The organism is Sphingomonas sp. 10B4 (assembly GCF_035019905.1).
GTDB classification, from domain to species: domain Bacteria; phylum Pseudomonadota; class Alphaproteobacteria; order Sphingomonadales; family Sphingomonadaceae; genus Sphingomonas; species Sphingomonas glacialis.
In genome coordinates, this window is the sequence record NZ_JASJVC010000013.1 from 49,572 (window position 1) to 73,649 (window position 24,078).

Genomic DNA, 24,078 nt, shown 5'->3' on the forward strand with positions numbered 1-24,078 from the left:
GCATTTGGTTCCACAGAAATTTGGCTGCGCCCGTTGACGATGCGAGACCTCGCCATCATATCCGCCCTGCTGGCACTCACCAACGTCGAGTGCTAACACCTGTTCATTATAAAGGGACTTCGCCCATGACCTTTCGTCCGTTGCACGATCGCGTGCTCGTCCGCCGCGTAGAGGCAGAAGAAAAGACCGCCGGCGGGATCATCATTCCCGAGACCGCCAAGGAAAAGCCGCAGGAAGGCGAAGTCGTCTCCGTCGGCACCGGCGCCCGCAACGAAGCCGGTGAAATCCACCCGCTCGAAGTCAAGGCCGGCGACAAGATCCTGTTCGGCAAATGGTCGGGCACCGAGGTCAAGATCGACGGCGAAGATCTGCTGATCATGAAGGAATCGGACATCCTCGGGATCGTCGGTTAAATCCTTCTTCGCGTAACTTTCACCACATTTCTCATCTGAAAGGGTAGCCTCATCATGGCAGCCAAGGACGTAAAATTCGGCCGTGACGCGCGCGAGCGCATCCTCCGTGGCGTCGACATCCTCGCCGACGCCGTCAAGGTCACGCTGGGGCCAAAGGGCCGCAACGTCGTGCTCGACAAGAGCTTCGGCGCACCGCGCATCACCAAGGACGGCGTCACCGTCGCCAAGGAAATCGAGCTCAAGGACAAGTTCGAGAACATGGGCGCGCAGATGCTGCGCGAAGTCGCCTCGAAGACCAACGACATCGCCGGCGACGGCACGACCACCGCAACGGTGCTCGCTCAGGCGATCGTTCGCGAGGGCATGAAGTCGGTTGCAGCGGGCATGAACCCGATGGACCTCAAGCGCGGTATCGATCTCGCGGTCATCAAGGTCGTCGAGGACGTCAAGTCGCGTTCGAAGCCGGTTTCGGGTTCGCACGAAGTCGCTCAGGTCGGCATCATCTCGGCCAATGGCGATCGTGAAGTCGGCGAGAAGATCGCCGAAGCGATGGAGAAGGTCGGCAAGGAAGGCGTGATCACCGTCGAGGAAGCCAAGGGTCTCGAGTTCGAGCTCGACGTTGTCGAAGGCATGCAGTTCGACCGCGGCTACCTCTCGCCCTACTTCATCACCAACCCCGAGAAGATGTCGGTCGAGCTTCAGGATCCCTACATCCTGATCCACGAGAAGAAGCTGTCGAACCTGCAGGCGATGCTCCCGATCCTGGAAGCCGTCGTTCAGTCGGGTCGTCCGCTCCTGATCATCGCCGAGGACATCGAGGGCGAGGCTCTTGCCACGCTCGTCGTCAACAAGCTGCGCGGCGGCCTCAAGGTCGCAGCGGTCAAGGCACCGGGCTTCGGCGATCGTCGCAAGGCGATGCTCGAGGACATCGCGATCCTGACCAAGGGCGAGATGATCTCGGAAGACCTCGGCATCAAGCTCGAGTCGGTCACGATCGGCATGCTCGGCACCGCCAAGCGCGTCACGATCGACAAGGACAACACTGTCATCGTCGACGGTGCCGGTGACTCGGACGCGATCAAGGGCCGCACCGATGCGATCCGTCAGCAGATCGAGAACACGACGTCGGACTACGACAAGGAGAAGCTCCAGGAGCGTCTCGCCAAGCTTGCCGGCGGCGTTGCTGTCATCAAGGTCGGTGGTTCTTCGGAAGTCGAAGTCAAGGAGCGCAAGGATCGCGTCGACGACGCGCTGCACGCAACCCGCGCAGCCGTTGAAGAAGGCATCGTCCCCGGCGGCGGCACGGCCCTCCTTTACGCCAGCAAGGTCCTCGACGGCCTGACCGGCGCGAACGAAGACCAGACGCGCGGCATCGACATCGTCCGCAAGTCGCTGACCTCGCTGGTGCGCCAGATCGCCACCAACGCCGGCCACGACGGCGCGGTCGTCTCGGGCAAGCTGCTCGACGGCAACGATCCGACGATCGGCTTCAACGCTGCGACCGACACGTACGAGAACCTGGTCGAAGCCGGCGTGATCGATCCGACCAAGGTCGTCCGCACCGCGCTGCAGAATGCGGCATCGGTCGCCGGCCTGCTCATCACGACCGAAGCGGCCGTGAGCGAGCTGCCGGAAGACAAGCCCGCAATGCCGATGGGCGGCGGCGGCATGGGCGGCATGGGCGGTATGGACTTCTGAGCCAACGCGGCCTGACATAGCGAAAGCTATGTCAGGACTCGCGTGGCTCCGGCCGGCGGGTCGGCGAGCATGCTCGACGATCCCGTACGACGCAGCACCGGCTTTGCCGGTGCCGGAAGCCCGCACTACCCGGCCTCCTTGGCTGGACAAGATGAAGGGCCGGCGGAGCGATCCGCCGGCCCTTTGTTTGTCCGCCGATCGGCGGTATATTCTGCGCCATGCCCGCGACCTCTCTCGATCTCGACCCGGCCTATCGTCGCATCAGCGTCGAGGAGTTCCTCGAGATGGATTTCGGCGGCGCCAGGGCTGAGCTCGAAGACGGCCTGATCTACATGATGGCGGGCGGCAGCGAGCAGCATGCGCGAATTGCCGGCAATATCTTCGCCTGCCTGCGTGGCGCGCTGCGCGGCTCAGGCTGTCGCCCGTACGGCTCCGATCTCGCTGCGCAGACAGACGATCGCACCGTGCGCCTCCCCGACGTCAGCGTCTATTGCAACAACCCAGCAGCGCCCGAGAACGCGCGCAAGAAGCTGCTCGGTGATCCGCAAGTGGTCTTCGAAGTCCTGTCCACCTCGACCTTCGCTTACAATCAGAAGGTCAAGCTTGCGGAATATTGTGCGCTCGCCGGGACGCGCGAAGTCATTCTCGTCGATCCGGCGGAAGAACGGATCCACGTCGTCCAGCGGACTCCGGCGGGCGGCTGGACCGCCGACTGGCTTGGCCCCGACGAAGACGTGACGATCGCTTCGCTCAACCTAACCATCCCCCGCTCGAAAATCTTCGCGCGCGATTGAAGGCTCAGTTGGGCCCGGGCATATCCGCCACCGCGGCACGCGTCGGCGCGGCGGGTACCGGGCATTTGCGCGCATAGCCCAGCCCCTTGAGAAACGCACGCCTTGTCTGCCCGGCATAGACCGCCGCCTCGGCGCGGCGCTGCTCCTTGTCCGCCCCGGTGATGACCCGGACGAGGCCCAGCCCCGGGATCAGCGTACTGACCGCCGTCCGCGCCGCCACCGCCGCGATTTCGCTGCCCTCGCCCTTGGCCTTGCCCGCCACGTCGACATCGGCGCCGAGTGCACCGTCGAGCTTGCGGACTTCGGCCGCGATCGTCGCACAGCTTTGCGTATGCGCCGCGGAATATGGCGCCGACGCCGCGAGCTGAAGGACAGGCGGAATCTTGGTCTTCTCGATCCGCGTGTCGCGCAGTGGCTGCGTCACGACATGCCCGAGGCTGTCGCGCTCTTGCGCATGGCCGCTCACGGCCGCGATCGAGCCGATCAGCAGCGCGCTCAGGCCGTAAACTATGGGGGTGCGACGCATCGGTGTCCTCCGCCTGATTCGGTTTGAGCATCTCCCCTACCATAGACCGGTCGCCGACTCGCGCCTTCTCCGAAACATAGCGAAAACGTCACGCTCCCGTCACGCGACGCGGATAGGGCCTCGGCGACGCGAGCACATTGGGAATCCCCAATCAACGCCGCGAGTGGGGGAAAATCTTGATGTTCGGACAAATCCGGGCGCGTAGCTTCGCGTCCAAGGCAGGCCTGTGCGCGGCGCTGCTCGGCTCCACCGCGCTACCGGCATATGCCGCCGATGTAGCGGGCCGCGTGCTCGATCCGCAAACCGGCGCGGCTTTGCCGGGCGCGACGATCTCCGCTGCGGGTCGCACCGCGGTCGCCGACCGCGACGGCATATTCGTGATCCGCGATCTCGCGCCCGGTCCGGTCGAGCTGACCTTCACCTATGTCGGCTATCCGACCGTGACGCGCAGCGCGACCTCGAGCGACCGCGCGACGGTCGTCGAGTTCCGGCTCGATCCGCCATCGGGCGACACGAGCGGCGGCGAGATCGTCGTCACCGGACAACGCGCCGCCGAGCGCCGCGCACTCCAGGTCAAGCGCTCGTCCAACGCCATCTCCGACACGCTCAACGCCAATGACGTCGGCAAGCTGCCCGACCAGAACGTCGCCGAAGCGGTGCGCCGCCTGCCTGGCATTTCGGTCGCCAACGACCAGGGCGAAGGGCGCTACGTCATCATCCGGGGCGTCAATCCCAACCTCGCCAACGTCACCGTCAACGGCCAGACCGCCCCCGCACCCGAGCCCGAGAGCCGCCAGGTCAAGCTCGACGACATCCCCTCCTCGCTGATCGGCTCGGTCACCGTCGTCAAATCGCTCACCCCCGACCGCGACGCCAATGCGATCGCGGGTCAGGTCGACATCAACACGCTGACCGCGTTCGACCGCACCAAGGCGTTCGCCAACGCGCGGATCGTCAGCGGCTACAATACGCTCAACAGCCGCAGCCCGTATGAGGGCGATATCACTGCGGGGACGCGCTTCGGTCCCGACAAAACCTTCGGCGTCGTGCTCTCGGGCAACTATTCGAGCCGCCCGATCGAATCCGAGAACCTGCAGGGCTCGTCGAACTGGGGCACGCCGCCCGGCGCGAGCCGCGCGCTGCCCGACGATTACCGGTTGCGCGATTACAATCTCAACCGCACCCGCTACGGCGTAGTCGGCAATTTCGACTGGCGGCCGAGTTCGGACGTCAGCGTCTATCTCCGCACGCTCTATTCGACCTTCAAGGACCACGAGACGCGCGACCAGTCGCGGATCGAGATTCCGGTCACCTACGCGACGACCAACGCCGCTGGCGTCACCACGCAGCCGACCGCAGCGCAGCAGGCGGTCAATGCCGCGATCTCGAACGGCAGCACCTTCAGCGGCCGCGGCACGCGCTTCCTGCGGCTGCGCAACGAGGATGACTCGACCTTCTCGGGCGAGCTCGGCGGCAAGTTCCGCTTTGGCGGGTCGGAGCTGCAGGTCGAGGGCACCTACAGCAAGGCGCTCAAGAAAGACCCGCTGCGCTCGGAATTCTCGTTCCGCACCGGCAGCACCGCGCTGACCGGCCTGTCGCTCGACCTCGCCGACACGCTGTTCAAGGTCAACACCGCCAATGGCACGCCTTACAACAGCGCGCTCTACAACGGCTATCGCGTGACGTACGACCGCCGTCGCGCCGCGGAAAACCTCTACCAGGCGCGCGCCGACCTGACGATACCGATCGGCGTCGGCAGCGACAGCACGATCAAGCTCGGCGGCAAGTTCCAGCAGACCGACAAGTCCAACAATCGCGACTTCCAGCAATATTCGCTCGGCAGCACGCTCGCCGCGACCGGGGCTGCGGGCGACGACGGCAGCGCGATCTATGACGGCCGCTATCCGGTCGGCCCGCGGATCAACTACGATCAGGCGCAGACCTATTACACCGTCACCAATCCCGCCGCGCGGACGCAGAGCGCGTCGGACGCGGCGACGTCGGTCGCCAACTCGCTGGTCAACGATTACGACCTCAGCGAGAAGGTCTATGCCGGCTACATCATGGGCACGTTCACGTTTGCGAAGCTGACGATCGTCCCCGGCGTCCGCATCGAGCACACCGACGGAACCTACAAGGGCAAGGCCTTCACCGCGACCTCGCTGGTGAGCCAGGGTTACAACGTCTCGAATTCGCGCGCCTATACCGACGCCTTCCCCGATCTCACCGTGCGCCTCGACGCAACCGACCGCCTCGTGCTGCGCGCCGCCGTAACCACCGCGATCGGCCGGCCCGACTATAATCTGCTCGCGCCCTACGTGAACGTGAGCGACACCACGCCCAACGCCGGCGTCGTCGCGCTCGGGAACCCCAACCTCAAGCCCTACAAGGCGGTGTCGGGCGATCTATCGGCCGAATATTATCTCGCGGGCCAGGGAATCGTTTCGATAGCGGGCTTCTACAAGCATCTCGACGACCCGATCTTCACCGTCGGCACGACGCAAGGCGGCACCGTCGGCGGCACGACCTTCACTCGCGCACTGGTCACGCAGCCGGTCAATGGCGACAGCGCCAAGATCTACGGCGTCGAGGCCAATCTCCAGGCGCAGCTGACCTTCCTGCCGGGTGCGTTGTCGGGCTTCGGCGTGTCGGGGAATTTCACCTATACCGATGGATCGTCGCGCGGCGTGATCGGCCGGGCGGGGTCGGTGCGCAATCTGCTCCAGTCGAAATATATCGGCACGGCGCAGCTCTATTACGAGAAATACGGCCTGACCGGACGGCTCGCCTACACCTATCGCTCGGCCTATCTCGACACACTCGGTACGACCGCGGCGACCGACCAATATACCGACGAGAACAATTCGCTCGACGCGCGGATCGGCTATTCGCCGGTCAAGCAGTTCACCGTGTTCGTCGAGGCGAGCAATCTGCTCGATTCCCCCTGGCGGCGCTACCAGGCGGTCAAGACGCAGCTGATCGAGAACGAGCGCTATCGCCAGACCTTTCGTATCGGCGTTCAGCTCGCTTATTGAGCTCCGGCGGCGAGCGGATACAGCATCGCGACGTTGCACCGTTCGTATCGGGCGCCGAACTCCGCCATGATTCCCGCATCATGGCGGAAGCCGGCTTTTTCGTAGAGGCGGATCGCCGTAGCGCTCTTGGTATTGCTGAGCAGATACAGCCGCCGCGCGCCCATCGCCGTGGCGCGCGCGATGACGGCGTCGAGCAGGAATGCCCCCGCACCGCGCCCGCGCGCGGTGTCGAGCACGCCCATCTTGGTCAGCTCATATTGGTCCTGCCCGGTCCGCTGCAGCGCGCACGCGCCGACAATGCCGAGACCCGCCACCTCGACGAACAGGATATCGCCGCCCGGCGCGATGATCCGCTCGAACGGATGTTCGAGCACGTCGCGATCGGTCTGCTCGAGCCGATACATCGCGCCGATCCACTGCGCGTTGATGTCGTGGAAGGCGGGGGCAAGCGCGTCGCTATAGGCGTGAATCGTCAGGCCCGTCATCGTCGCTTACCCCCTGCCCCGCCTTACTTCTTCTTCATCGCCTCGATCAGCGCCTTGACCTCCTGGCTCCGACCGCTTGGCAGGATCAAGATGTCATTGCCGCTGGCAACGACGATCAGATTGTCGACCCCGACCATGGCGATCCGGACACCATCGCTGCGCACCAGGCAATTGGTCGTGTCGATCGCGATCACTTCGCCTTGATGCGAATTGCCCGCAGCGTCGCGCTCGCTGATGTCCTGCAGCGCGTCCCAGCTGCCGAGATCGCTCCAGCCCATCTTCACCGGCACGACGGCAACGCGCTCGGCCTTTTCCATCACCGCGTAATCGATCGACTCTGCGGGCGAAGCAGCAAAAGCTTCGGCCTCGGGATAGATCCGCTTACCCTCGTGGCGCGCATTTTCCATCGATGCCTTGCACGCGGTGAGCGTCTCGGGATCATGCTGCGCCAGCGCTTCGAGATAGGAATCGGCGCGGAACAGGAAAATACCACCGTTCCAGGCATGATCGCCAGCGGCGAGCATCGCTTCGGCCGCGTCGCGCGGCGGCTTTTCGACGAACTTGGCGACGCGATGGACCCCGGTCGCCAGTTTCTCGCCCATATGGATATAGCCGTAGCCCGTCTCGGGCGCATGCGGATCGATCCCGAAGGTGACCAGCCAGCCCTGCTGGACCAGTGGCAACGCAGCTTCGATCGCGGCATGGAACGCCGGCACGTCGAGAATCACGTGATCCGACGGCATGATCAGCAGCGCGGCGTCGCCCGACCCCGCCGCGATCGCTGCCAGAGCGATCGCCGGTGCGGTATTGCGCCCGATCGGCTCGAGGATGAGCGCATCGGCCGTGGCGGACGCTGCTTCGAGTTGCTCTTCCACCATCGCTGCATGCTTGGCATTGGCGACGACGATCGGCGCATTGAACCGCGCGCCCTGGGCGCGACGGGCGGTGAGCTGGAGCATCGTTTCGTCGGAGGTCAGCGCCAGCATCTGCTTGGGCATGGCTGGCGTGGACATCGGCCACAGTCGCGTGCCCGACCCGCCCGATAGGATTACAGGGACAATCGTCTGTGGCTGTGGCATAAAGTTCCTCCTAGGTCGCGGCGCTGTAGCGGCTCGCGCGGCGGAAGGTAATCCCTTGTTCCATCCCGATCCGGCCCTTTTAGCTTTTCTTTGTCAATTTCTGCGACAGCGGCATGCCCGTGTCGGAATCGCTTACATCCCCCGCGCGGGCGCGGACGAGGTCCACCGCTGATGATCAGGTTGTTCAAGCACTATATTCCCAACGCCGTGCTGCTGCTCGGGATGATCGACTTCGTCCTGCTGATCGCGGCGGGGGAGATCGGCTACACGCTGCGAATGGGCCAGTTGCTCATGCCGATGACGCCGATGCAAGCGCGCATCCCGCAACTGCTGACCTTCGCCGCGTCGCTCGAAATGGCAATGGTCGCGGTTGGGGTGTACGGCGCGGGCGCGCTGCAGTCGTTGCGCTACGCGACGGCGCGGCTGCTTGTGGCGATTTCGCTCGGCGTGATCTTCCTGAGCGTCGTCTTCTTCCTCCTGCCATCGGCGAGCTTCTGGCGGTCCAATCTGTTCTACGCGATGGGGATCGCCGCGCTGCTGCTGATCGCGCTGCGAATCCTCATCGGCAAGCTGATCGGCGGGCAGGCGTTCAAGCGGCGCGTCGTCGTGCTCGGTGCCGGCGCGCGCGCAGCGCGGCTCAAGGCGCTCGCGCAGACACCGGGCGCGGGGTTCGTCGTCGTCGGCTACATCTCGATGAGCGAGGCCGCGCGCGTCATTCCCGAGGCGATTGCGCGCGATGCGATCTATAACCTCGCCGATCACGTCGTCTTGCTCAACGCCAGCGAAGTCGTGCTCGCGCTCGAGGAACGCCGCAACGCCTTGCCGCTGAAGGATCTGCTGCGAATCAAGACCACCGGGGTCCACGTCAATGAAATCTCGACCTTCCTCGAACGCGAAACCGGCCGAGTCGACTTGCAAAGCGTCAACCCGAGCTGGCTGATCTTCTCCGACGGGTTTTCGTCCGGCCGCGTCTTCTCGAGCCTGTTCAAGCGCGTGTTCGACGTCACCGCGAGCCTTATCCTGCTCACGCTCACGCTCCCGCTGATCCTGCTTACGGCGATCGCGATCAAGCTCGAGAGCAAGGGGCCGGCGTTTTATCGGCAGCGCCGCGTCGGGCTTTACAATGTCGGCTTCGACTGCGTGAAACTGCGCTCGATGCGGATCGATGCCGAGGTCGCCGGGCAAGCCGTCTGGGCCGAAAAGAACGATCCGCGGATCACGCGCGTCGGGCGCATCATCCGCAAGCTCCGGATCGACGAACTGCCGCAGACCTGGTCGGTGCTCAAGGGCGAGATGAGCTTTGTCGGCCCGCGGCCCGAGCGTCCGCAATTCGTCGAGGATCTCGAGCAGCAGCTGCCCTATTACGCCGAACGGCACATGGTGAAGCCGGGGATCACCGGCTGGGCGCAGATCAACTACCCGTACGGTGCGTCAATCGAGGACAGCCGGCAAAAGCTCGAATACGATCTCTATTACGCGAAGAACTATTCGCCCTTTCTCGATCTGTTGATCCTCCTGCAGACGGTCCGCGTCGTGTTGTGGCCAGAGGGCGCGCGATGACGGGCACCGCCCCGCTCATCCTGTGGAGCCATGCGCTCGCCGCCTTTCTCTTCGCGGGCGTCGCCGCGTCGCGGCTGCGCGAGCGCGGCAAGGGCCTGCCGCGTTTGCCGCTGGTGTGCGCGCTCGGGCTGACCGCTTTGTGGGCGCTGGCGGTCGCCGGGATCGAAGCGAGCGATGTCGTCACGCGCGTCGCCGAAGGACTGCGCAATCTTGCCTGGCTCGCCTTCATGCATGCGCTCGTACGGCACGACCTCCCGGTGCGCGAGCGCCGCGCGATCGGCGTCATCTACGGCGTGGTCGCCCTTGTCAGCGCCGCCGGGATCGGGCTCGCGATCCTCGAACAGGCCGTTGGCGTTACCCTAATTCCGCAAGTCGCCGCCGTGCGCTTGCTCCTGCGCAGCATGGTCGCGATCGTGGCGCTGTTGCTGGTCCATCACCTTTACGCCACCGCCACACCGCGCTCGCGCGCAGGGTTACGCCTGGTCGTCTTCGCGCTCGGGGCGATGTGGGGCATCGACTTGCTGCTCTATGTTTCGGCATATATCAGCGGCGGCGCACCGACCGCGCTGACGATCGGGCGCGGTTTCGTGATGGCGCTCGTCGCGCCGGTGCTCGCGGTCGCGGTCCAGCGCAATGGCGAGTGGACGCTGCAAGTCTCGCGCACCGTCGCGTGGCAGACCGTCTCGTTCGCGGTGACCTTACTCTACGCCGCGGTGATGTTTGTCGCGACCAGCGCGATCGCCTCGATCAGCGGCGACAATGCGCGGCTATGGCAGACCGCCTTCGTCTTCGGTTCGACCGCTGCCGGGGTGACGATCCTGTCCTCGCCATGGGTGCGCGCCTGGGCCAAGGTGAAGGTCTCGAAGCACTTCTTCCGGCATCGCTACGATTATCGCGCCGAGTGGATCCGTTTCACCGACACGCTCGGGAAGCCCGACGATGCCGCCTCGCTCGACGCACGGATCGTCAAGGCGGTGGCGGATCTTACCGATTCTCCCGCCGGGCTGTTGCTCGTGCCCGATGGCGCGGGACTCGGTGTCGGCGCCGGGTGGAATTGGGACGCGCCCAGCGCTGGCGCCGAGGCCGCGCTGGTCACGCATCTCGCAAGGACGGGGCGGATCGTCGAACTCGATGCGGTCCGCGCCGATACGACCGACGCGGCGGAAAGCGCGAGCGTACCGATCTGGATGCTCGACAGCGATGGCTGGGTGTTGCTGCCGCTCGTCCATCTCGACCGGCTGCAAGGGGCGATCCTGCTCGCCCGCCCGCCGATCGACCGCGCGCTCGACTGGGAGGATTTCGACCTGTTGCGCATCGCCGGACGCCAGGTCGCGAGCTATCTGGCGGAAGAGCGCGCGCAATCGGCGCTCGCCGAGGCCAAGCGCTTCGACGAATTCAACCGCCGCTTCGCCTTCATCCTGCACGACATCAAGAATCTCGTCAGCCAGTTGAGCCTCGTCGCGCGCAATGCCGAGCGCCATGCCGACAACCCGGCCTTCCGCGCCGACATGATCGCAACGCTGCAGGATTCGGCGGGGCGGATGAACGATTTGCTCGCACGGCTGTCGCAGCATCATCACACGCGCGCCGAGGAGCTTCGCCCGGTCGAGGTGCTCGCGCTCGCCGAACTGGTCGCGGCGCGGCGACGCGCCCAGCATCCGGTCGTGGTGAGCGGCACATCCGTATTCGCGCACGCCGATCCCTTCCGGCTCGAGCAAGCGCTCGGCCATCTGCTGCAGAATGCGATCGAGGCAAGCCCACCGACCGAACCCGTCACGCTCGCGGTTTCGGGCGATGCCAAGCGCGTATCGATCGCGGTGATCGACCAAGGCTGCGGGATGAGCCCGGCGTTCCTGCGCGAACAGCTCTTCAAGCCCTTCGCGTCGTCCAAGCCGGGCGGCTTCGGCATCGGTGCGTTCGAGGCGCGGCAGCTGGCCGAGGCGATGGGCGGCAGCGTCGCGGTCGAAAGCCGCGAGGGCGCCGGGACGACTTTCCATGTCACGCTCACTGCAGCGCGGACGATCTCGCTGGACCAGGCCGCATGACCGACAAACCCAAATTGCTGATCGTCGAGGACGATCTCGGCCTGCAGCGCCAGTTGCGCTGGGCGTATGAAGGCTATTCGGTCGTGACCGCGGTCGATCGCACCACCGCGCTCGACGCGATCCGCGCCGAGGAGCCCGCGGTCGTCACGCTCGATCTCGGCCTGCCGCCAGACCCCGACGGGACCAGCGAAGGCTTCGCCACGCTTGCCGAAATCCTTCGGCTCAAGCCCGACACCAAGGTGATCGTCGCATCTGGCCACGGCGCACGCGACAGCGCGCGCCAGGCGATCGCCGATGGCGCGTGGGACTTCTATGCCAAGCCGATCGACATCGACGCGCTCGGGCTAATCGTCGCGCGCGCGTTCCACGTCCACGCGCTCGAAGCCGAAAACCGCCGCCTTGCTGCGCGCAGCAGCGGCACTGGGCTCGGCGGAATGATCACCGCGAGCCCCGAAATGCTCAAGGTCACGCGCACGATCGAACGCGTCGCGGGTGCCGACGTGTCGGTGATGCTGCTCGGCGCGAGCGGCACGGGCAAGGAACTGCTCGCGCGCGGCCTGCACGATGCCAGCCCGCGCGCGAAGGGCGCGTTCGTCGCGATCAACTGCGCCGCCATCCCCGAGACCTTGCTCGAAAGCGAGCTGTTCGGCCACGAAAAGGGCGCGTTCACCGGCGCGGTCAAGACCACCGAAGGCAAGATCGAACAGGCACAGGGCGGCACGCTGTTCCTCGATGAAATCGGCGACGTACCGCTGCCACTGCAAGTAAAATTGTTACGCTTCCTCCAGGAGCGCACGATCGAGCGGATCGGCGGCCGCAAGGCGATCGCGGTCGACACACGGATCGTCTGCGCGACGCACCAGGACGTCGACGCGATGGTCGCCGCGGGCACGTTTCGCGAGGATCTCTACTATCGCCTCGCCGAGATCGTCGTACGCATCCCCGCGCTCGCCGAACGCAGCGGCGACGCTGCCCTGCTCGCGCAGCATTTCCTCAAACTCTACGCCGCGTCGATGCGCTCGGGGGTCACCGGCCTCGCGCCCGACGCACGCGCGGCGATCGCGTCGTGGCCATGGCCGGGCAATGTCCGCGAGCTCGAGAACCGCATGAAGCGCGCCGTGATCATGGCCGAGGGCAAGCTCGTGACCGCCGCCGATCTCGATCTTGCCGAGGGTCGCGACGAGCTGCCGCTCAATCTGCGCGCAGCGCGTGAAGGCGCCGACCGCGCGACGATCACTCAGGCGCTGGCGCGCGCCGAGGGCAATATTTCCAACACTGCCAAATTGTTGGGCGTCAGCCGACCGACGCTCTATGATCTGCTGAAGAGCTATGACCTGCATGCATAAGTCCCTGCCGTATCTCCTCCGATCGGTCGCCACGATAGCCGCTGCGGGCCTGCTCGCGGTCGGATGCAGCGCGCCGGCGCGCGCCGATGCCACCACCGCCCGCACCGAGCTCGCGCTGAGCGCGAAGGCGCTCGGGATCGGAAACTACAGTGCCGCGCGCAACCACGCCCAAGCCGCGATCAAGGCGGATCCGAAATCGGGGCTCGCGCATGCGATGCTCGCGCGCAGCTTCCTGTCGGTCGGCGACGGGATCGCCGCTGAGGGCGAAGTCACGCGCGCTCGTGCGGCCGGATTCGATCCGGCCCGCACGCATCATTTGCTCGCACAGGCCTGGCTGCTTCAGGGGCAAGCCAACCGCGCGTTCGCCGAGGCTGGCAAGGCGCCACCGCGCTATGCCGGCTACGCAATTCGCGTCGGCGCTCGCGCCTTGGCGGCGGGGGGCGATCCGGCGCGCGCGCAAGGCGTGCTCGCCACGCTGCTCGCCGATACGCCGAACGACAGCTTCGCCTGGTCCGATCTTGGCCGCATCCAGTATCAGATGGGCAATCTCGCAGGCGCGATCACCGCCGCGCAGCGCGCGACCGCCGCGAACGCCAACAATGTCGAGGCGCTGACGCTGCGCGGCGAACTCGTCCGCGCGCAATATGGGCTGGTCGCGGCGCTTCCGTGGTTCGAGGCCGCGCTCGCGCACGATGCCTATTACGTCCCCGCCTTGATCGAATATGCCGCGACGCTCGGCGAGGTCGGGCGCTATCAGGACATGCTCGCCGCGACCCGCAAGGCGCTCGCCGCGCGCCCGGGCAGCGTGCAAGCGCTCTATCTCCAGGCGGTGCTCGCCGCGCGCGCCGGCAAGGACGATTTGGCACGCCAGCTGATGGCCCGCACCAAGGGCCAGCTCGACGCCATGCCCGGCGCGCTGCTGCTCAACGGCACGCTCGCGTACAAGGCCGGCGTGTACCAGCAGGCGATCGATTCCTGGACGCTGCTCGTCGGCCAGCAACCGACCAATATCGTCGCGCGGCGGTTGCTCGGCGCCGCCCTGCTGCGCTCGGGCGATGCGCGCGGGGCGCTCGACATGCTCAAGCCGATCGCGCTCCGGGCCGATGCCGACAGCTATACGCTGTCGCTCGTCGGGCGCGCGTTCGAACAGTCGGGCGAGCGCGACTGGGCGGCGACATATCTCGACCGCTCGGCGCTTCCCGTGCAGGTCGGGTCGACGCCATTCGGCACCGATGACGGTCTGGCCGGATTGAGCCTCGCCGCACACACCGCGCCCGACGAGCCGGTCGCGCAGCTCGGACTGGTGCGCGGCCTGCTCGAAGCGGGCGATACCGCCGCCGCGCTCGCCAAGGCGCAGAGCCTCGTCGCGCTCACGCCGGGCGCGCCCAGCGCCTATCTCGCGCTTGGCGACACGCTGATGGCGATGAACCGCGCGGGCGACGCCGCCAATGCCTATCGCCGCGCGATCGACATCCGCTTCGACGAACCGACGATGCTGCGCACGGTCGATGCGCTCGACCGCGCGGGCCGCCGCGCCGAGGCCGCGAATGTCCTCGCCTTGTTCGTATCGCAAAACCCGCAGAACATCGCGGGCCAGCGCCTCACCGCGCATTGGCAGATCGCCGGCGGCGATTGGGACGCGGCGATCGAGACGCTCGAAAGCTTGCGGCAGCGGATCGGCAATCGCGACGCGGCTTTGCTCGCCGAACTGTCCTATGCCTATACCGGCGAAGGCGATGCGGTGACGGGCGGCGTGTTCGGCAAGGCCGCCTATGCGCTCGCGCCGATGAACCCGGCGACGACCGATGCCTATGGCTGGGCGCTGTACCAGCAGGGCAAGAGCGCGCTGGCTTTGCAACTGCTCGAAAAGGCCGCGTCGATCGCACCCGAGAAGTCGGAACTGCGCTGGCACCTTGGCCAGGCCTATGCCGATCTCGATCGCAATGCCGAGGCCAAGACGCAGATCCGCGCGGCGCTTGCCGATCCGAGCTTCGAGGATCGTGCCGCGGCGCTCGCGGCGCTGAAGGTGCTCGGCTAGCCGCGCGGTCGCGGCTTCGGGGATGCCGTGTGGAGGCGACGCCCTGGCTCAGCTAGCGAAGCGGCCGCCCGCAGTGTAGCAGGCGCGGCATGACCGAGCCCAGCACCGACCCCCTCGCCCGCATCGCCGCCGCGCTCGAACGCCTTGCACCGCCGCTGCCCGCAAGCGCCGATCCGCTTACGCACCCGGCCTATGTGTGGCGTGGCACAGTGCTCGAACCGGTGCGCGACTTCCGTCCCTTGCCGCTCGAGCGGCTCCACGGCGTCGATGCGCAGCGCCGCGCGATGCTCGACAATGCGCGCCATCTGGCGGCCAAGGCCGCAGCGCACGACGTGCTGCTGTGGGGCGCGCGCGGCACCGGCAAGTCCGCGCTGGTCAAGGCGGTGACCGGCGCGGTGCAGACCGAGGGCGGCGCGCTGGCGCTGGTCGAGATCGTTACGGCGCAGCTCGACACGCTGCCCGCGTTGTTCGCCCTGATCGCCGAGTGCCCCCGTGCGTTCCTGCTGTTCATCGACGATCTCGGATTCGACGCCGCCGCCGACGGGCGCGCTTTGCGCTCGATGCTCGATGGCGGGGCGGAAGCGCGGCCGGCCAATGCCCGGCTCGTCGTCACCTCGAACCGCCGCCATCTCGTCCCGCGCGAGATGATCGATCAGCCGAATGCGGTGAACCCGCGCGATGCCGCCGACGACGCGCTGGCGCTCGCCGATCGCTTCGGGCTGAGCCTTGGTTTTCACGTGGTCGACCAGGACGGGTATCTGGCGATCGTCGCGAGCTATGCGCAGGCGTATGACCTGCCCTTCGATCCGATGGATGCTGTCGGTTTTGCCACGCGGCGTGGCGCGCGCTCGGGGCGGGTGGCGTGGCATTACATCGTCGAGCTGGCCGGGCGGCAGGGGCGCTCGTTGGGGTAACGGAGTCGCCCCGCCCTCTCCCGCATGCGAGAGAGGCTACGGAGACTTGGTTCGCCTCCTTCAGGCGGACCTAGTCGCAGTCGGTGAGGGCCTTCTGTCGCGCTTGAAGAAGAAGGCCCTCACCCAACCCTCTCCCGCAAGCGGGAGAGGGCTAGGAACGATAGATCGCCCGCAGGCTCACCCCTGCCCTTCGACCATTTCCGCCAGCTCGAGCCAGCGCAGTTCGGCCGCCGTTTTGTCTTCCTGTGCCTGGCCGATCGCCTCCATCAGCCGCTCGAACGCGTCGGGGTCGCGCGTGTAGAGATCGGGGTCCTCGAGCAGCGTCTGGTCGCGCGCGATCGCGGCGTCGAGCGCCTCGATCCGCTTGGGCAGCTGCTCGTAATCGCGCTGATCCTTGTAGGTCAGCTTGACCTTGGCGCCCGGCGCGGGTGCGGCGGTGGCCGAGACCGCGTTCCTGGCGATCGCGCCGCGCTTGGTCGGCGCCTTGGCTTTCCGCCGACGCTCCCAATCCTCATAGCCGCCCGCGACGACATCGACCGTACCCGAGCCGTCGAGCCCGAGCGTGATCGTCACCGTGCGATCGAGGAAGTCGCGGTCGTGGCTGACGATCAGCACGGTGCCTTCATAATCGCCGATCACGTCCTGCAGCAGGTCGAGCGTCTCGAGGTCGAGATCGTTGGTCGGCTCGTCGAGGATGAGCAGGTTCGACGGCTTGGCGAACTCGCGCGCGAGCAGCAGGCGCGAGCGCTCGCCGCCCGACAGCGTGCCGATCTTGGCGTCGAGCACGCCGGGTTCGAACAGGAAGTCCTTCAGGTACCCAACCACGTGCTTGCGCGAGCCCTGCACCTCGACCCAGTCACCGCCGTCGGCGAGCACGTCGCGGATCGTCTTGTCAGGCTCCATCTTGCTGCGCTGCTGGTCGATGACGATACGCTCGAGCCCCTGCGCCATCTTGATTGTGCCGTGGTCGGGCGCGAGTTCGCCGGTAAGCAGCTTGAGCAGCGTCGACTTGCCCGCGCCGTTCGCGCCGACGATGCCGATGCGATCTTTCCGCGTCACGCGCAGCGTCAGATCGTCGATGATCGTGCGGTCGCCGAACGCCTTAGTGATGTGCTTGGCGTCGATCACCACCTTCGACTTGGCGTCGCCGGTGCCGATCGAGAGGTTGGCGGCCCCCGCCGGGCCGACCATCGATGCGCGTTCGGCGCGCATCTCGACCAGCTTGGTGAGGCGGCCCTGATTGCGCTTGCGGCGACCGGTGACGCCGCGCAGCAGCCAATGCTCCTCGAGCTTCAGCTTGGCGTCGAGCTTCTCGGCGTTGCGCGCTTCGTCGGCATAGACCGCCTCGGTCCAGGCGTCGAAGCCACCGAAACCGATCTCGGCACGGCGCAGATTGCCACGGTCCATCCACAGCGTTTGCTTGGTCAGCTTGGTGAGGAAGGTGCGGTCATGGCTGATCACGACGAACGCGCCGCGGAAGCGCTGGAGCCATTCCTCGATCCATTCGATCGCGCCAATGTCGAGATGGTTGGTCGGCTCGTCGAGCAGCAGCACGTCGGGGTTCTGCGCGAAAGCGCGGACAATCGCAGCGCGGCGGCGTTCGCCGCCCGAGGCCTTGGCGGCCTCGCGGGTGAGGTCGATGCCGAGCTGGTCGGCGATCGCCTCGGCCTCGTGCTGGCGCGGGGCGTCGTCGCCGCCGAGAACATAATCGGCGAGCGTCGTGCAGCCGGTCATTGCCGGCTCCTGTTCGAGCAGGATCACGCGCGTGCCGGGGACGATCGTGCGGCGGCCCTCGTCGCTGTCGATCTTGTTGCCGAGCAGCTTCATCAGCGTGGTCTTGCCAGCGCCGTTGCGGCCGATCAGCGCGAGCCGATCGCGCGGGCCGATATGGATGTCGAGGTTCCGAAAGAGCCATCCGGAGCCCTGGATGACGCCGAGATTTTCGTATGCGAGGATTGGTGCTAATGCCATGGCCGCGCGGCCTAGCGATTTAGCGTGGGTAAATCGAGGCTAAAGCGCGGGCGCGGGTGAGGCCGCATGAAGCGCGGTCCGCTCGAGCAGGATCCTAGCCGTCACCCCGGTCTTGTGCCGGGGCTCACCGGGCCGCGCGGGCATCGTGACGAATTGCGGTTTGTGCCCGCTGCTTGGTGGACCCCGGCACGAGGCCGGGGTGACGACGACTGGCTCTGGCGAAGAAACGGACGGTGCGCCCCGCCGCGGCAAAGCCGCGTCGTCGAACGGGTTCGCTGGCGCGACCCGCCGTCCGGCCTTGCGCGGGTCAGCCGGGCGTGGCCGGCTGCCGCGCTTCGGCTCATTCACAGGCTGTTCAATCCTGCGCCCCTATGCAAAGCTGATGTCGATGCTCGTAACCGTCTTGTTGGGACTGGCCACTGCCACCGCCCCGCCCCCGCTGGCGGGCGCGGGGCTGCAACATGTCGATCAACGCGAAGCGTGGCGCGCGCGGCGCGAGGGCCGCATCCTGCCGATCCGCGAGATCGAGGGCCGCGTGTTGCCGACGATGCGTGGCAGCCAGTATCTCGGCTTCGATTTCGACGCCGACCGCGGGATTTACACGCTCAAGTTCCTGCGCGATGGAACCGTCATCTGGGTCGAGGTCGACGGCCGTACCGGCCAGATCATCGGCCGCACCGGCAATTGAGCGCGTCCGCGCTCGTAAAGGGAACACAGACATGCGCGTATTGATCGTCGAGGACGAACCGAGCCTGGGCCAGCAACTCAAGGCCACGCTGGAAGGCGCCGGCTATGCAATCGACCTCGCCACCGATGGCGAGGAAGGGCATTTCATGGGCTCGACCGAGAATTACGACGCGATCATCCTTGACCTCGGCCTGCCCGAGATCGACGGGCTGACCGTGCTCGACCGCTGGCGCAAGGAAGGCCGCACCGCCCCCGTGCTCGTGCTCACCGCGCGCGACAGCTGGTCGGACAAGGTCGCCGGGCTCGATGCCGGCGCCGACGATTATGTCGCCAAGCCGTTCCAGTCGGAGGAACTGATCGCCCGCCTGCGCGCATTGATCCGCCGCGCCTCGGGCAATGCCTCGTCCGAACTGACCGCGGGCGGCGTGCGGCTCGACACGCGCTCGGGCAAGGTCACGCTCAACGGCGAGCCGGTCAAGATGACCGCGCAAGAATACAAGCTGCTCAGCTATCTGCTCCACCACAAGGGCAAGGTGGTCAGCCGCACCGAGCTGATCGAGCATATCTACGACCAGGATTTCGACCGCGATTCGAACACGATCGAAGTGTTCGTCACGCGTATCCGTAAGAAGCTCGGGCAGGACGTGATCACCACGATCCGCGGGCTTGGCTACAGCCTTGAAGACCCGGATGCCTGACTGTGGCTGAAGCCGACGCGTCCGATCTCGTAGCGCCGCCGCTGCCCGCGCTCGAGGGCGATGCGCATCCGGCGATCCCGGTGCGCACCACGGGGTCGCTCTCGCGCCGGATGATCCTGATCGCGGCGGGCTGGATCCTGCTGCTGCTCGCCGGCGGCGGGTTCGCGCTCGACCGCGTGCTGACCACCGCGATCACGCGCAATTTCGACGACCAGCTCGAATATGTGCTGACCGCCTTAATCGTCTCGGCCGAGATCGGGCCGCAGGGCGAAGTCCTGTCGAATCGCGAGCTCGCCGATCAGCGCTTCATCGAGCCAAATTCCGGCCTTTACTATCAGATCGGCGCGCCGGGCCAGGAACCATATGCGTCGCGCTCGCTGTGGGATCGGCGGCTGGCCTATGGCGGCAAGCACAACGATCTCGGCGTCCATGCCTATGACAGCAAGCAGTTCGTCGATCCCAAGGCGGAGAATCCCGAACGGCTGCGGATCGTCGAGCGCGACGTCACGCTGCCGGGGTCGAAGGTGCGCTGGCGCTTCCAGGTGGCGCAAAACCGCGACGGGCTCGACGCGCAGATCAAGGTGCTGCGCAAGACTTTGGTGCGCAGCTTCGCGTTGCTTGGGTTCGGGCTGATCGTGATGGCGGGCCTGCAGACCTTTTACGGGCTGTGGCCGCTGCGCAAGGTGCGCGAGGAGATCGCCCGGATGCGCGCCGGGAAAGCACGCCAGATCGAGCGGCCGATGCCGATCGAGGTCGCGCCGATGGTCGAAGAACTGAACGCGCTGATCGCACATAACGAGCGCCAGGCCGAGGAAGCGCGGCGTCACGCCGGCAACCTCGCGCATGCGCTCAAGACGCCGCTCACCGTCATCATGAACGCCGCGACCGCCGAGGCTAACGATCTCGGCGAAACGGTAGTGCGCGAGGCGCGGACGATGCGGCGGCAGGTCGACCACCACCTCGCCCGCGCCCGCGCGGTCGGGCGGCGCGGGTCGGCGCACAGCCGGGCGGACGTCTGGCCGAGCCTCGAATCGGTCGAGCGCGCGGTCGGCATCCTCTATCGCCACGTCCGCATCGACAGCGACGGGCCGAAGGATCTGCAAGTCCATGTCGAGCGGCAGGATCTCGACGAGATGCTCGGCAATCTGATCGAGAATGCCGCGAAGTACGGCGGCGGATCGGTGTTCGTCACCGTCTCGAAGCATTCGGGCTTCGTCGAATTCCTGATCGAGGATGACGGCGTCGGCATTCCCGAGGAACAGCGCATCCGCATCTTCGACCGCGGCGTGCGGCTCGATTCGGGCAAACCTGGCACGGGGCTCGGCATGGCGATCGTGCGCGACGTGGCGGAGATCTACGAGGGCACGGTGTCGCTGGAAGAGAGCGAGGATCTCGGCGGGTTGCTGGTACGGTTGCGGTTGCCAGCCGCGAACTGAGTGCTGCGCTTGCCTAGCGAAGAGGCAGCTGCCAGAACCGCAGCCGGGCAGTCAAATCGGGTTGGGGTGACGACGTGCGGGGATCGTTTTATTTCGCTGTAGCAGCGGCCTCCACGATGCTCGTGGCACCGGCCTTCGCCCAGGACTGCGTGCCGCAACGCGCGCCAGTCGCCTTGGCGCTTCCCAGCGTGACGACCGCGGGTGAACTCGTAACTCCGCCCGCCGGGATCGCGCCACGCGGCGTGGTCGTGCTGTTCCCCGGGTCCGATGTTGCGGACATGGACGGTGCAATCGAGGGGCCGAACCACACGATCACCTCGCGGCCGATGCTTCAGGTCGCCAATCGCCTTGCGTGCGCCGGGATCGTCTCGTTCCGTTACAACAAGCGCTATGTCACCGGGCCGACGACCGTGGACCGCGCCAAGTTCGACACGTTGAACGGATCCGATCTCGCAGCCGACGGCCGCGCCGCGGTGGCATTGGTCACGGCACGCCCGGAAGCGCGCGGCCTGCCGCTCGGCCTGGTCGGGTGGAGCGAGGGCACCACCGTCGCGATGGCGGTCGCGAGCGGGGAGCCGGCGGTTCGCGCGGTGGCGCTGATGGGCCCGGTCGTCGACACGCCCGCCCATGTCGCGCAGGCGCAATATCAACGCATCGGCAAGCCCTATCTCGCGCGCTTTGCGGTCAACGGTGCGCTCGATGCCGATGCGATCGCGCGCGCCGATGCCGGCCCCGGCGGGGATCTCGCGCACATCTTCGTGCGCATGTTCCGCGGTTTTCGGCCCGGCGAACGCGTCAATCCGCTGCTCGACACCAACCGTGATGGGCGGATCAGCTTTGCCGAGGCCGATCCGATCCTGGCATCGTGGTATGCCGACGGTCCCGAGAGTGGGCTCGGGATCGCCGCGACGGCGCGCTCGCTTAAAGGGGTTGCTGACGCCTTCCCGGCGACCAATGCGCGGATCCTGCTCCTGCAGGGGTTGAACGACTCGATGATCGCGCCCGACGCGGCTCAGGCGTTTGCACGCCGCCCCGAAGCGCGTGCGCGCGTCACGTTGATCGGCTATCCGGGGCTTGGCCATTCGCTCGGCACCGCAGCGTCGGCGCAGACCGACACGCTATTACCCGTCGCTCACAAGCCGCTCGATGACATGGCGAAGTGGTTCGGTCAGGCGCTGCGGTCGTAAAGCGTCCTCGCCTCACTCGTTCCCCAATAACCCGCCGAGCAGCCCGCCGACCACCGCGCCGGCCGCACCACCGCCGACCAGCCGTCCGATCCCCGCGCCTGCTGCCGCGCCGCGCTCTTCATTCCCCGGCAGATGGCGCGCGACCTCTTCCGCCAAATTCATGATCGGCATCGATTGCAGCCAGACCTTGCCCGGCCCGGTCAGCGTCGCGAGGAACAGGCCCTCACCGCCGAACAGGATGTTGCGGAAGCCGCGCACCATCTGAATGTCGGTCGAGACGGTCGGCTCCTGGATGCCGATATGCCCGGCATGAACGCGGAGCCGCTCGCCGGGGGCGAGGTCCTTCTCGATCACTTCGCCCGACAGGTCGAGGAACACCGTGCCAGGGCCAGTAACGCGCTGGAGGATGAAGCCCTCGCCCGCGAACACGCCGGCGCCGAGGCGCTGCTGGAAGGCGATGTCGAGCGACACCGAATATTCGGCGCAAAGGAAGGTCTCCTTGCGGCAGATCAAGGACTCGCCGGCGCGGAGGTTGCGCGCGATGATCTTGCCGGGGAAGCGCGGGGCGAAGGCAACGTGCGCGGTCTCGTCGGCGATATATTCGGTGATGAAGATGCTGCCGCCCGACATCGCGCGCTTGAGCCCCGCGAACAGCCCGCCGCCGGTGTGCGTGTCCATCCGGATGCCGTCGCTCATCCACGCCATCGCATGCGTCTGGCTGACGATCCGTTCACCGCGATCGAGATCGATCGAGACGGTCTGCATCACGGTGCCGGCGATGTCGTAGCGCATGGTGGAGGGCCCCTTGCTGTGGTGCACTGACGTAACACAGCAACGGGAGCGATGGAATACTACCCCCCCTAGTCACCCCGGGCTTGTCCCGGGGTCCACCGTGCCGCGCACGCTCCAGCGGCATCCCGCGCATCGCGGTGGGCCCCGGCACAAGGCCGGGGTGACGGAGAGGGGCGTCCGCGCGCACGTCGAACCAAGTCCGGCGTGAGCGGCTTACGCCGCAATGGCGACGTCCTGCATCGCTTCCGCGGTGATCGTCAGGCTGCGCTTACGCGCTTCGTGATCGTAGATCGAACTGGCGATCATAAGCTCATCGACGCCGGTACGGGCGACGAACGCGGCGATCTCGCGCGCGACCTTCGCGGGGCCGCCGACTGCCGAGCACGACAGGACGTGATCGAGGATCGCGGCCCCTTGCGCGCCGAGGCTCTCGCGATAGCTCGCGACGGGCGGCGGGAGCTGGCGCGGGTTGCCGGTGCGCAGCGCGACGAACGCCTGGTGCTGCGAGCTCGCCAGCAACTCGCCCTGCGCGTCGGTATCGGCGGCGAAGACGTTGAATCCGGCCATGACGTGCGGCCGGGCGAGCGCGGCCGAGGGGCGGAAGGTGCGGCGGTAGATGTCGATCGCCGCCATCAGCGAATCGGGCGCGAAGTGCGAGGCGAAGGCATAGGGCAGCCCGAGCATCGCCGCGAGCTGCGCGCCGAAGGTGCTCGAGCCGAGGATCCACAGCGAAACGTCGGCGCCCGCGCCCGGCGTCGCGACGATACCGGTCTGGCCGTCATTGGCGAAATAGCTCTGCAGCTCGACCACGTCGCGCGGGAAGGCGTTGGCGTCGGTCTCGAGATTACGGCGCATCGCGCGCGCGACGATCTGGTCCGAACCCGGCGCGCGGCCGAGGCCGAGGTCGATCCGGCCGGGGAACAGCGCGTCGAGCGTGCCGAACTGCTCGGCGATCGCGAGCGGGGCGTGGTTGGGCAGCATGATCCCGCCCGCGCCGACGCGGATCGTCGAGGTGTTCGCGGCGATGTGGCCGAGCACGACCGAGGTAGCGGCGCTGGCAATGCCGGTCATGCCGTGATGCTCGGCGGTCCAGTAGCGGTGGAAGCCGTGGGCTTCGGCGTGGCGCGCGAGGTCGGCGGCGTTGGCGAGCGCCTGGGATACGGTGCCGCCTTCGATGACGGGGACGAGATCGAGCAGGGAATATTGGGTCATGTTAGGGATGTGGGGAGGACGGCGGTCGTTTCAAAGCCCCTCCCCTTCAGGGGAGGGGTTGGGGTTGGGAAGTCCAAAGCGCCGGCGTCTCTGCGAGGCACGCCCCCCCCCCACCCCCCCCCCCGAACGGGCGGGGGGCACAAGGCGCACCCCCCGGACCCC

The 24,078-nt window shown here is 66.8% G+C and carries 19 protein-coding genes; 13 read left to right on the top strand and 6 right to left on the bottom strand.

Going from position 1 to position 24,078, the window contains the following annotated elements; translation table 11 throughout:
• Positions 1-125: 125 nt before the first annotated feature.
• From groES to QN347_RS06265, 3 genes are all read left to right on the top strand, one after another.
• Positions 126-413, top strand: a complete 288-nt coding sequence (gene groES / locus QN347_RS06255; protein WP_010183565.1) for a co-chaperone GroES — start codon at positions 126-128, stop codon at positions 411-413.
• Positions 414-467: 54 nt separating this feature from the next.
• Positions 468-2,111 carry a chaperonin GroEL gene (groL, locus tag QN347_RS06260; RefSeq protein WP_322162632.1) on the top strand — a complete coding sequence of 548 codons (1,644 nt, stop codon included), beginning with the start codon at positions 468-470 and terminating at the stop codon, positions 2,109-2,111.
• A gap of 218 nt (positions 2,112-2,329) precedes the next feature.
• The gene (locus QN347_RS06265; RefSeq protein WP_322162631.1) at positions 2,330-2,905 is read left to right on the top strand and encodes a Uma2 family endonuclease; all 576 of its coding nucleotides are present in this window, start codon (positions 2,330-2,332) and stop codon (positions 2,903-2,905) included.
• Positions 2,906-2,909: 4 nt separating this feature from the next.
• Here the strand turns inward: QN347_RS06265 and QN347_RS06270 are convergent, their stop codons facing one another.
• Complete coding sequence (locus QN347_RS06270) at positions 2,910-3,431, bottom strand: hypothetical protein (protein WP_322162630.1); 522 nt, start codon at positions 3,429-3,431, stop codon at positions 2,910-2,912.
• A gap of 179 nt (positions 3,432-3,610) precedes the next feature.
• Between QN347_RS06270 and QN347_RS06275 the strand changes: the two genes are divergently transcribed.
• Positions 3,611-6,466 (top strand): TonB-dependent receptor, encoded by a 2,856-nt coding sequence (locus tag QN347_RS06275; RefSeq protein WP_322162628.1) that lies wholly within the window; start codon positions 3,611-3,613, stop codon positions 6,464-6,466.
• Here QN347_RS06275 and QN347_RS06280 read toward each other — a convergent pair.
• Together QN347_RS06280 and QN347_RS06285 are read right to left on the bottom strand one after the other, a co-directional pair.
• Entirely contained in the window at positions 6,460-6,951 is a 492-nt protein-coding gene (locus tag QN347_RS06280; protein ID WP_322162627.1) for a GNAT family N-acetyltransferase, read from the bottom strand. The two genes, QN347_RS06275 and QN347_RS06280, sit on opposite strands and share 7 nt — an antisense overlap.
• 23 nt (positions 6,952-6,974) lie before the next feature.
• A complete protein-coding gene (locus QN347_RS06285; protein ID WP_322162625.1) occupies positions 6,975-8,030 on the bottom strand; it encodes a mannose-1-phosphate guanylyltransferase/mannose-6-phosphate isomerase in 1,056 nt (351 codons plus the stop codon).
• 171 nt (positions 8,031-8,201) lie between these two features.
• On the opposite strand from QN347_RS06285, the gene QN347_RS06290 reads away from it, so the two are divergent.
• From QN347_RS06290 to QN347_RS06310, 5 genes are all read left to right on the top strand, one after another.
• Positions 8,202-9,590: a TIGR03013 family XrtA/PEP-CTERM system glycosyltransferase gene (locus tag QN347_RS06290; protein ID WP_133186576.1), complete on the top strand. Its 1,389-nt coding sequence runs from the start codon at positions 8,202-8,204 to the stop codon at positions 9,588-9,590.
• The gene (prsK, locus tag QN347_RS06295) at positions 9,587-11,635 is read left to right on the top strand and encodes an XrtA/PEP-CTERM system histidine kinase PrsK (protein ID WP_322162623.1); all 2,049 of its coding nucleotides are present in this window, start codon (positions 9,587-9,589) and stop codon (positions 11,633-11,635) included. The genes QN347_RS06290 and prsK overlap by 4 nt, the downstream gene beginning before the upstream one ends.
• A complete protein-coding gene (prsR, locus tag QN347_RS06300) occupies positions 11,632-12,981 on the top strand; it encodes a PEP-CTERM-box response regulator transcription factor (protein WP_133186572.1) in 1,350 nt (449 codons plus the stop codon). The genes prsK and prsR overlap by 4 nt, the downstream gene beginning before the upstream one ends.
• A complete protein-coding gene (locus tag QN347_RS06305) occupies positions 12,974-15,019 on the top strand; it encodes a tetratricopeptide repeat protein (RefSeq protein WP_322162621.1) in 2,046 nt (681 codons plus the stop codon). Before prsR ends, QN347_RS06305 begins: the two co-directional genes overlap by 8 nt.
• 89 nt (positions 15,020-15,108) lie before the next feature.
• Positions 15,109-15,933: a DUF815 domain-containing protein gene (locus QN347_RS06310; RefSeq protein WP_322162619.1), complete on the top strand. Its 825-nt coding sequence runs from the start codon at positions 15,109-15,111 to the stop codon at positions 15,931-15,933.
• 177 nt (positions 15,934-16,110) lie between these two features.
• On the opposite strand, the gene QN347_RS06315 is transcribed toward QN347_RS06310, so the two are convergent.
• Positions 16,111-17,904, bottom strand: coding sequence for an ABC-F family ATP-binding cassette domain-containing protein (locus tag QN347_RS06315; RefSeq protein ID WP_189675782.1), 1,794 nt, complete (start codon positions 17,902-17,904; stop codon positions 16,111-16,113).
• 382 nt (positions 17,905-18,286) lie between these two features.
• On the opposite strand from QN347_RS06315, the gene QN347_RS06320 reads away from it, so the two are divergent.
• The 4 genes from QN347_RS06320 (at position 18,287) to QN347_RS06335 (ending at position 21,912) form a co-directional block, all read left to right on the top strand.
• Positions 18,287-18,592 (top strand): PepSY domain-containing protein, encoded by a 306-nt coding sequence (locus tag QN347_RS06320; protein ID WP_133186564.1) that lies wholly within the window; start codon positions 18,287-18,289, stop codon positions 18,590-18,592.
• 31 nt (positions 18,593-18,623) lie between these two features.
• Positions 18,624-19,289, top strand: a complete 666-nt coding sequence (locus QN347_RS06325; protein ID WP_010183547.1) for a response regulator transcription factor — start codon at positions 18,624-18,626, stop codon at positions 19,287-19,289.
• A gap of 110 nt (positions 19,290-19,399) precedes the next feature.
• On the top strand, positions 19,400-20,725 hold the full coding sequence (locus tag QN347_RS06330; RefSeq protein ID WP_416194524.1) for a sensor histidine kinase: 1,326 nt from the start codon (positions 19,400-19,402) through the stop codon (positions 20,723-20,725).
• A gap of 116 nt (positions 20,726-20,841) precedes the next feature.
• Positions 20,842-21,912: a serine aminopeptidase domain-containing protein gene (locus QN347_RS06335; RefSeq protein ID WP_323493991.1), complete on the top strand. Its 1,071-nt coding sequence runs from the start codon at positions 20,842-20,844 to the stop codon at positions 21,910-21,912.
• A 12-nt stretch (positions 21,913-21,924) separates the two neighbouring features.
• On the opposite strand, the gene QN347_RS06340 is transcribed toward QN347_RS06335, so the two are convergent.
• Together QN347_RS06340 and QN347_RS06345 are read right to left on the bottom strand one after the other, a co-directional pair.
• Complete coding sequence (locus QN347_RS06340) at positions 21,925-22,704, bottom strand: TIGR00266 family protein (protein ID WP_322162615.1); 780 nt, start codon at positions 22,702-22,704, stop codon at positions 21,925-21,927.
• Between the two features lie 213 nt (positions 22,705-22,917).
• Complete coding sequence (locus tag QN347_RS06345) at positions 22,918-23,916, bottom strand: LLM class flavin-dependent oxidoreductase (protein WP_322162613.1); 999 nt, start codon at positions 23,914-23,916, stop codon at positions 22,918-22,920.
• Positions 23,917-24,078: the final 162 nt, after the last annotated feature.

What these genes read in the sequence shown, in the direction of transcription:
- QN347_RS06340 (WP_322162615.1), bottom strand. Translation starts at nt 22,704, where the DNA reads ATGCGCTACGACATCGCCGGCACCGTGATGCAGACCGTCTCGATCGAT.
- QN347_RS06315 (WP_189675782.1), bottom strand. Translation starts at nt 17,904, where the DNA reads ATGGCATTAGCACCAATCCTCGCATACGAAAATCTCGGCGTCATCCAG.
- QN347_RS06305 (WP_322162621.1), top strand. Translation starts at nt 12,974, where the DNA reads ATGCATAAGTCCCTGCCGTATCTCCTCCGATCGGTCGCCACGATAGCC.
- prsK (WP_322162623.1), top strand. Translation starts at nt 9,587, where the DNA reads ATGACGGGCACCGCCCCGCTCATCCTGTGGAGCCATGCGCTCGCCGCC.
- QN347_RS06330 (WP_416194524.1), top strand. Translation starts at nt 19,400, where the DNA reads ATGATCCTGATCGCGGCGGGCTGGATCCTGCTGCTGCTCGCCGGCGGC.
- QN347_RS06290 (WP_133186576.1), top strand. Translation starts at nt 8,202, where the DNA reads ATGATCAGGTTGTTCAAGCACTATATTCCCAACGCCGTGCTGCTGCTC.
- prsR (WP_133186572.1), top strand. Translation starts at nt 11,632, where the DNA reads ATGACCGACAAACCCAAATTGCTGATCGTCGAGGACGATCTCGGCCTG.
- QN347_RS06335 (WP_323493991.1), top strand. Translation starts at nt 20,842, where the DNA reads ATGCTCGTGGCACCGGCCTTCGCCCAGGACTGCGTGCCGCAACGCGCG.
- groES (WP_010183565.1), top strand. Translation starts at nt 126, where the DNA reads ATGACCTTTCGTCCGTTGCACGATCGCGTGCTCGTCCGCCGCGTAGAG.
- QN347_RS06265 (WP_322162631.1), top strand. Translation starts at nt 2,330, where the DNA reads ATGCCCGCGACCTCTCTCGATCTCGACCCGGCCTATCGTCGCATCAGC.
- QN347_RS06325 (WP_010183547.1), top strand. Translation starts at nt 18,624, where the DNA reads ATGCGCGTATTGATCGTCGAGGACGAACCGAGCCTGGGCCAGCAACTC.
- QN347_RS06280 (WP_322162627.1), bottom strand. Translation starts at nt 6,951, where the DNA reads ATGACGGGCCTGACGATTCACGCCTATAGCGACGCGCTTGCCCCCGCC.
- QN347_RS06345 (WP_322162613.1), bottom strand. Translation starts at nt 23,916, where the DNA reads ATGACCCAATATTCCCTGCTCGATCTCGTCCCCGTCATCGAAGGCGGC.
- QN347_RS06270 (WP_322162630.1), bottom strand. Translation starts at nt 3,431, where the DNA reads ATGCGTCGCACCCCCATAGTTTACGGCCTGAGCGCGCTGCTGATCGGC.
- QN347_RS06285 (WP_322162625.1), bottom strand. Translation starts at nt 8,030, where the DNA reads ATGCCACAGCCACAGACGATTGTCCCTGTAATCCTATCGGGCGGGTCG.
- QN347_RS06310 (WP_322162619.1), top strand. Translation starts at nt 15,109, where the DNA reads ATGACCGAGCCCAGCACCGACCCCCTCGCCCGCATCGCCGCCGCGCTC.
- QN347_RS06320 (WP_133186564.1), top strand. Translation starts at nt 18,287, where the DNA reads ATGTCGATGCTCGTAACCGTCTTGTTGGGACTGGCCACTGCCACCGCC.
- QN347_RS06275 (WP_322162628.1), top strand. Translation starts at nt 3,611, where the DNA reads ATGTTCGGACAAATCCGGGCGCGTAGCTTCGCGTCCAAGGCAGGCCTG.
- groL (WP_322162632.1), top strand. Translation starts at nt 468, where the DNA reads ATGGCAGCCAAGGACGTAAAATTCGGCCGTGACGCGCGCGAGCGCATC.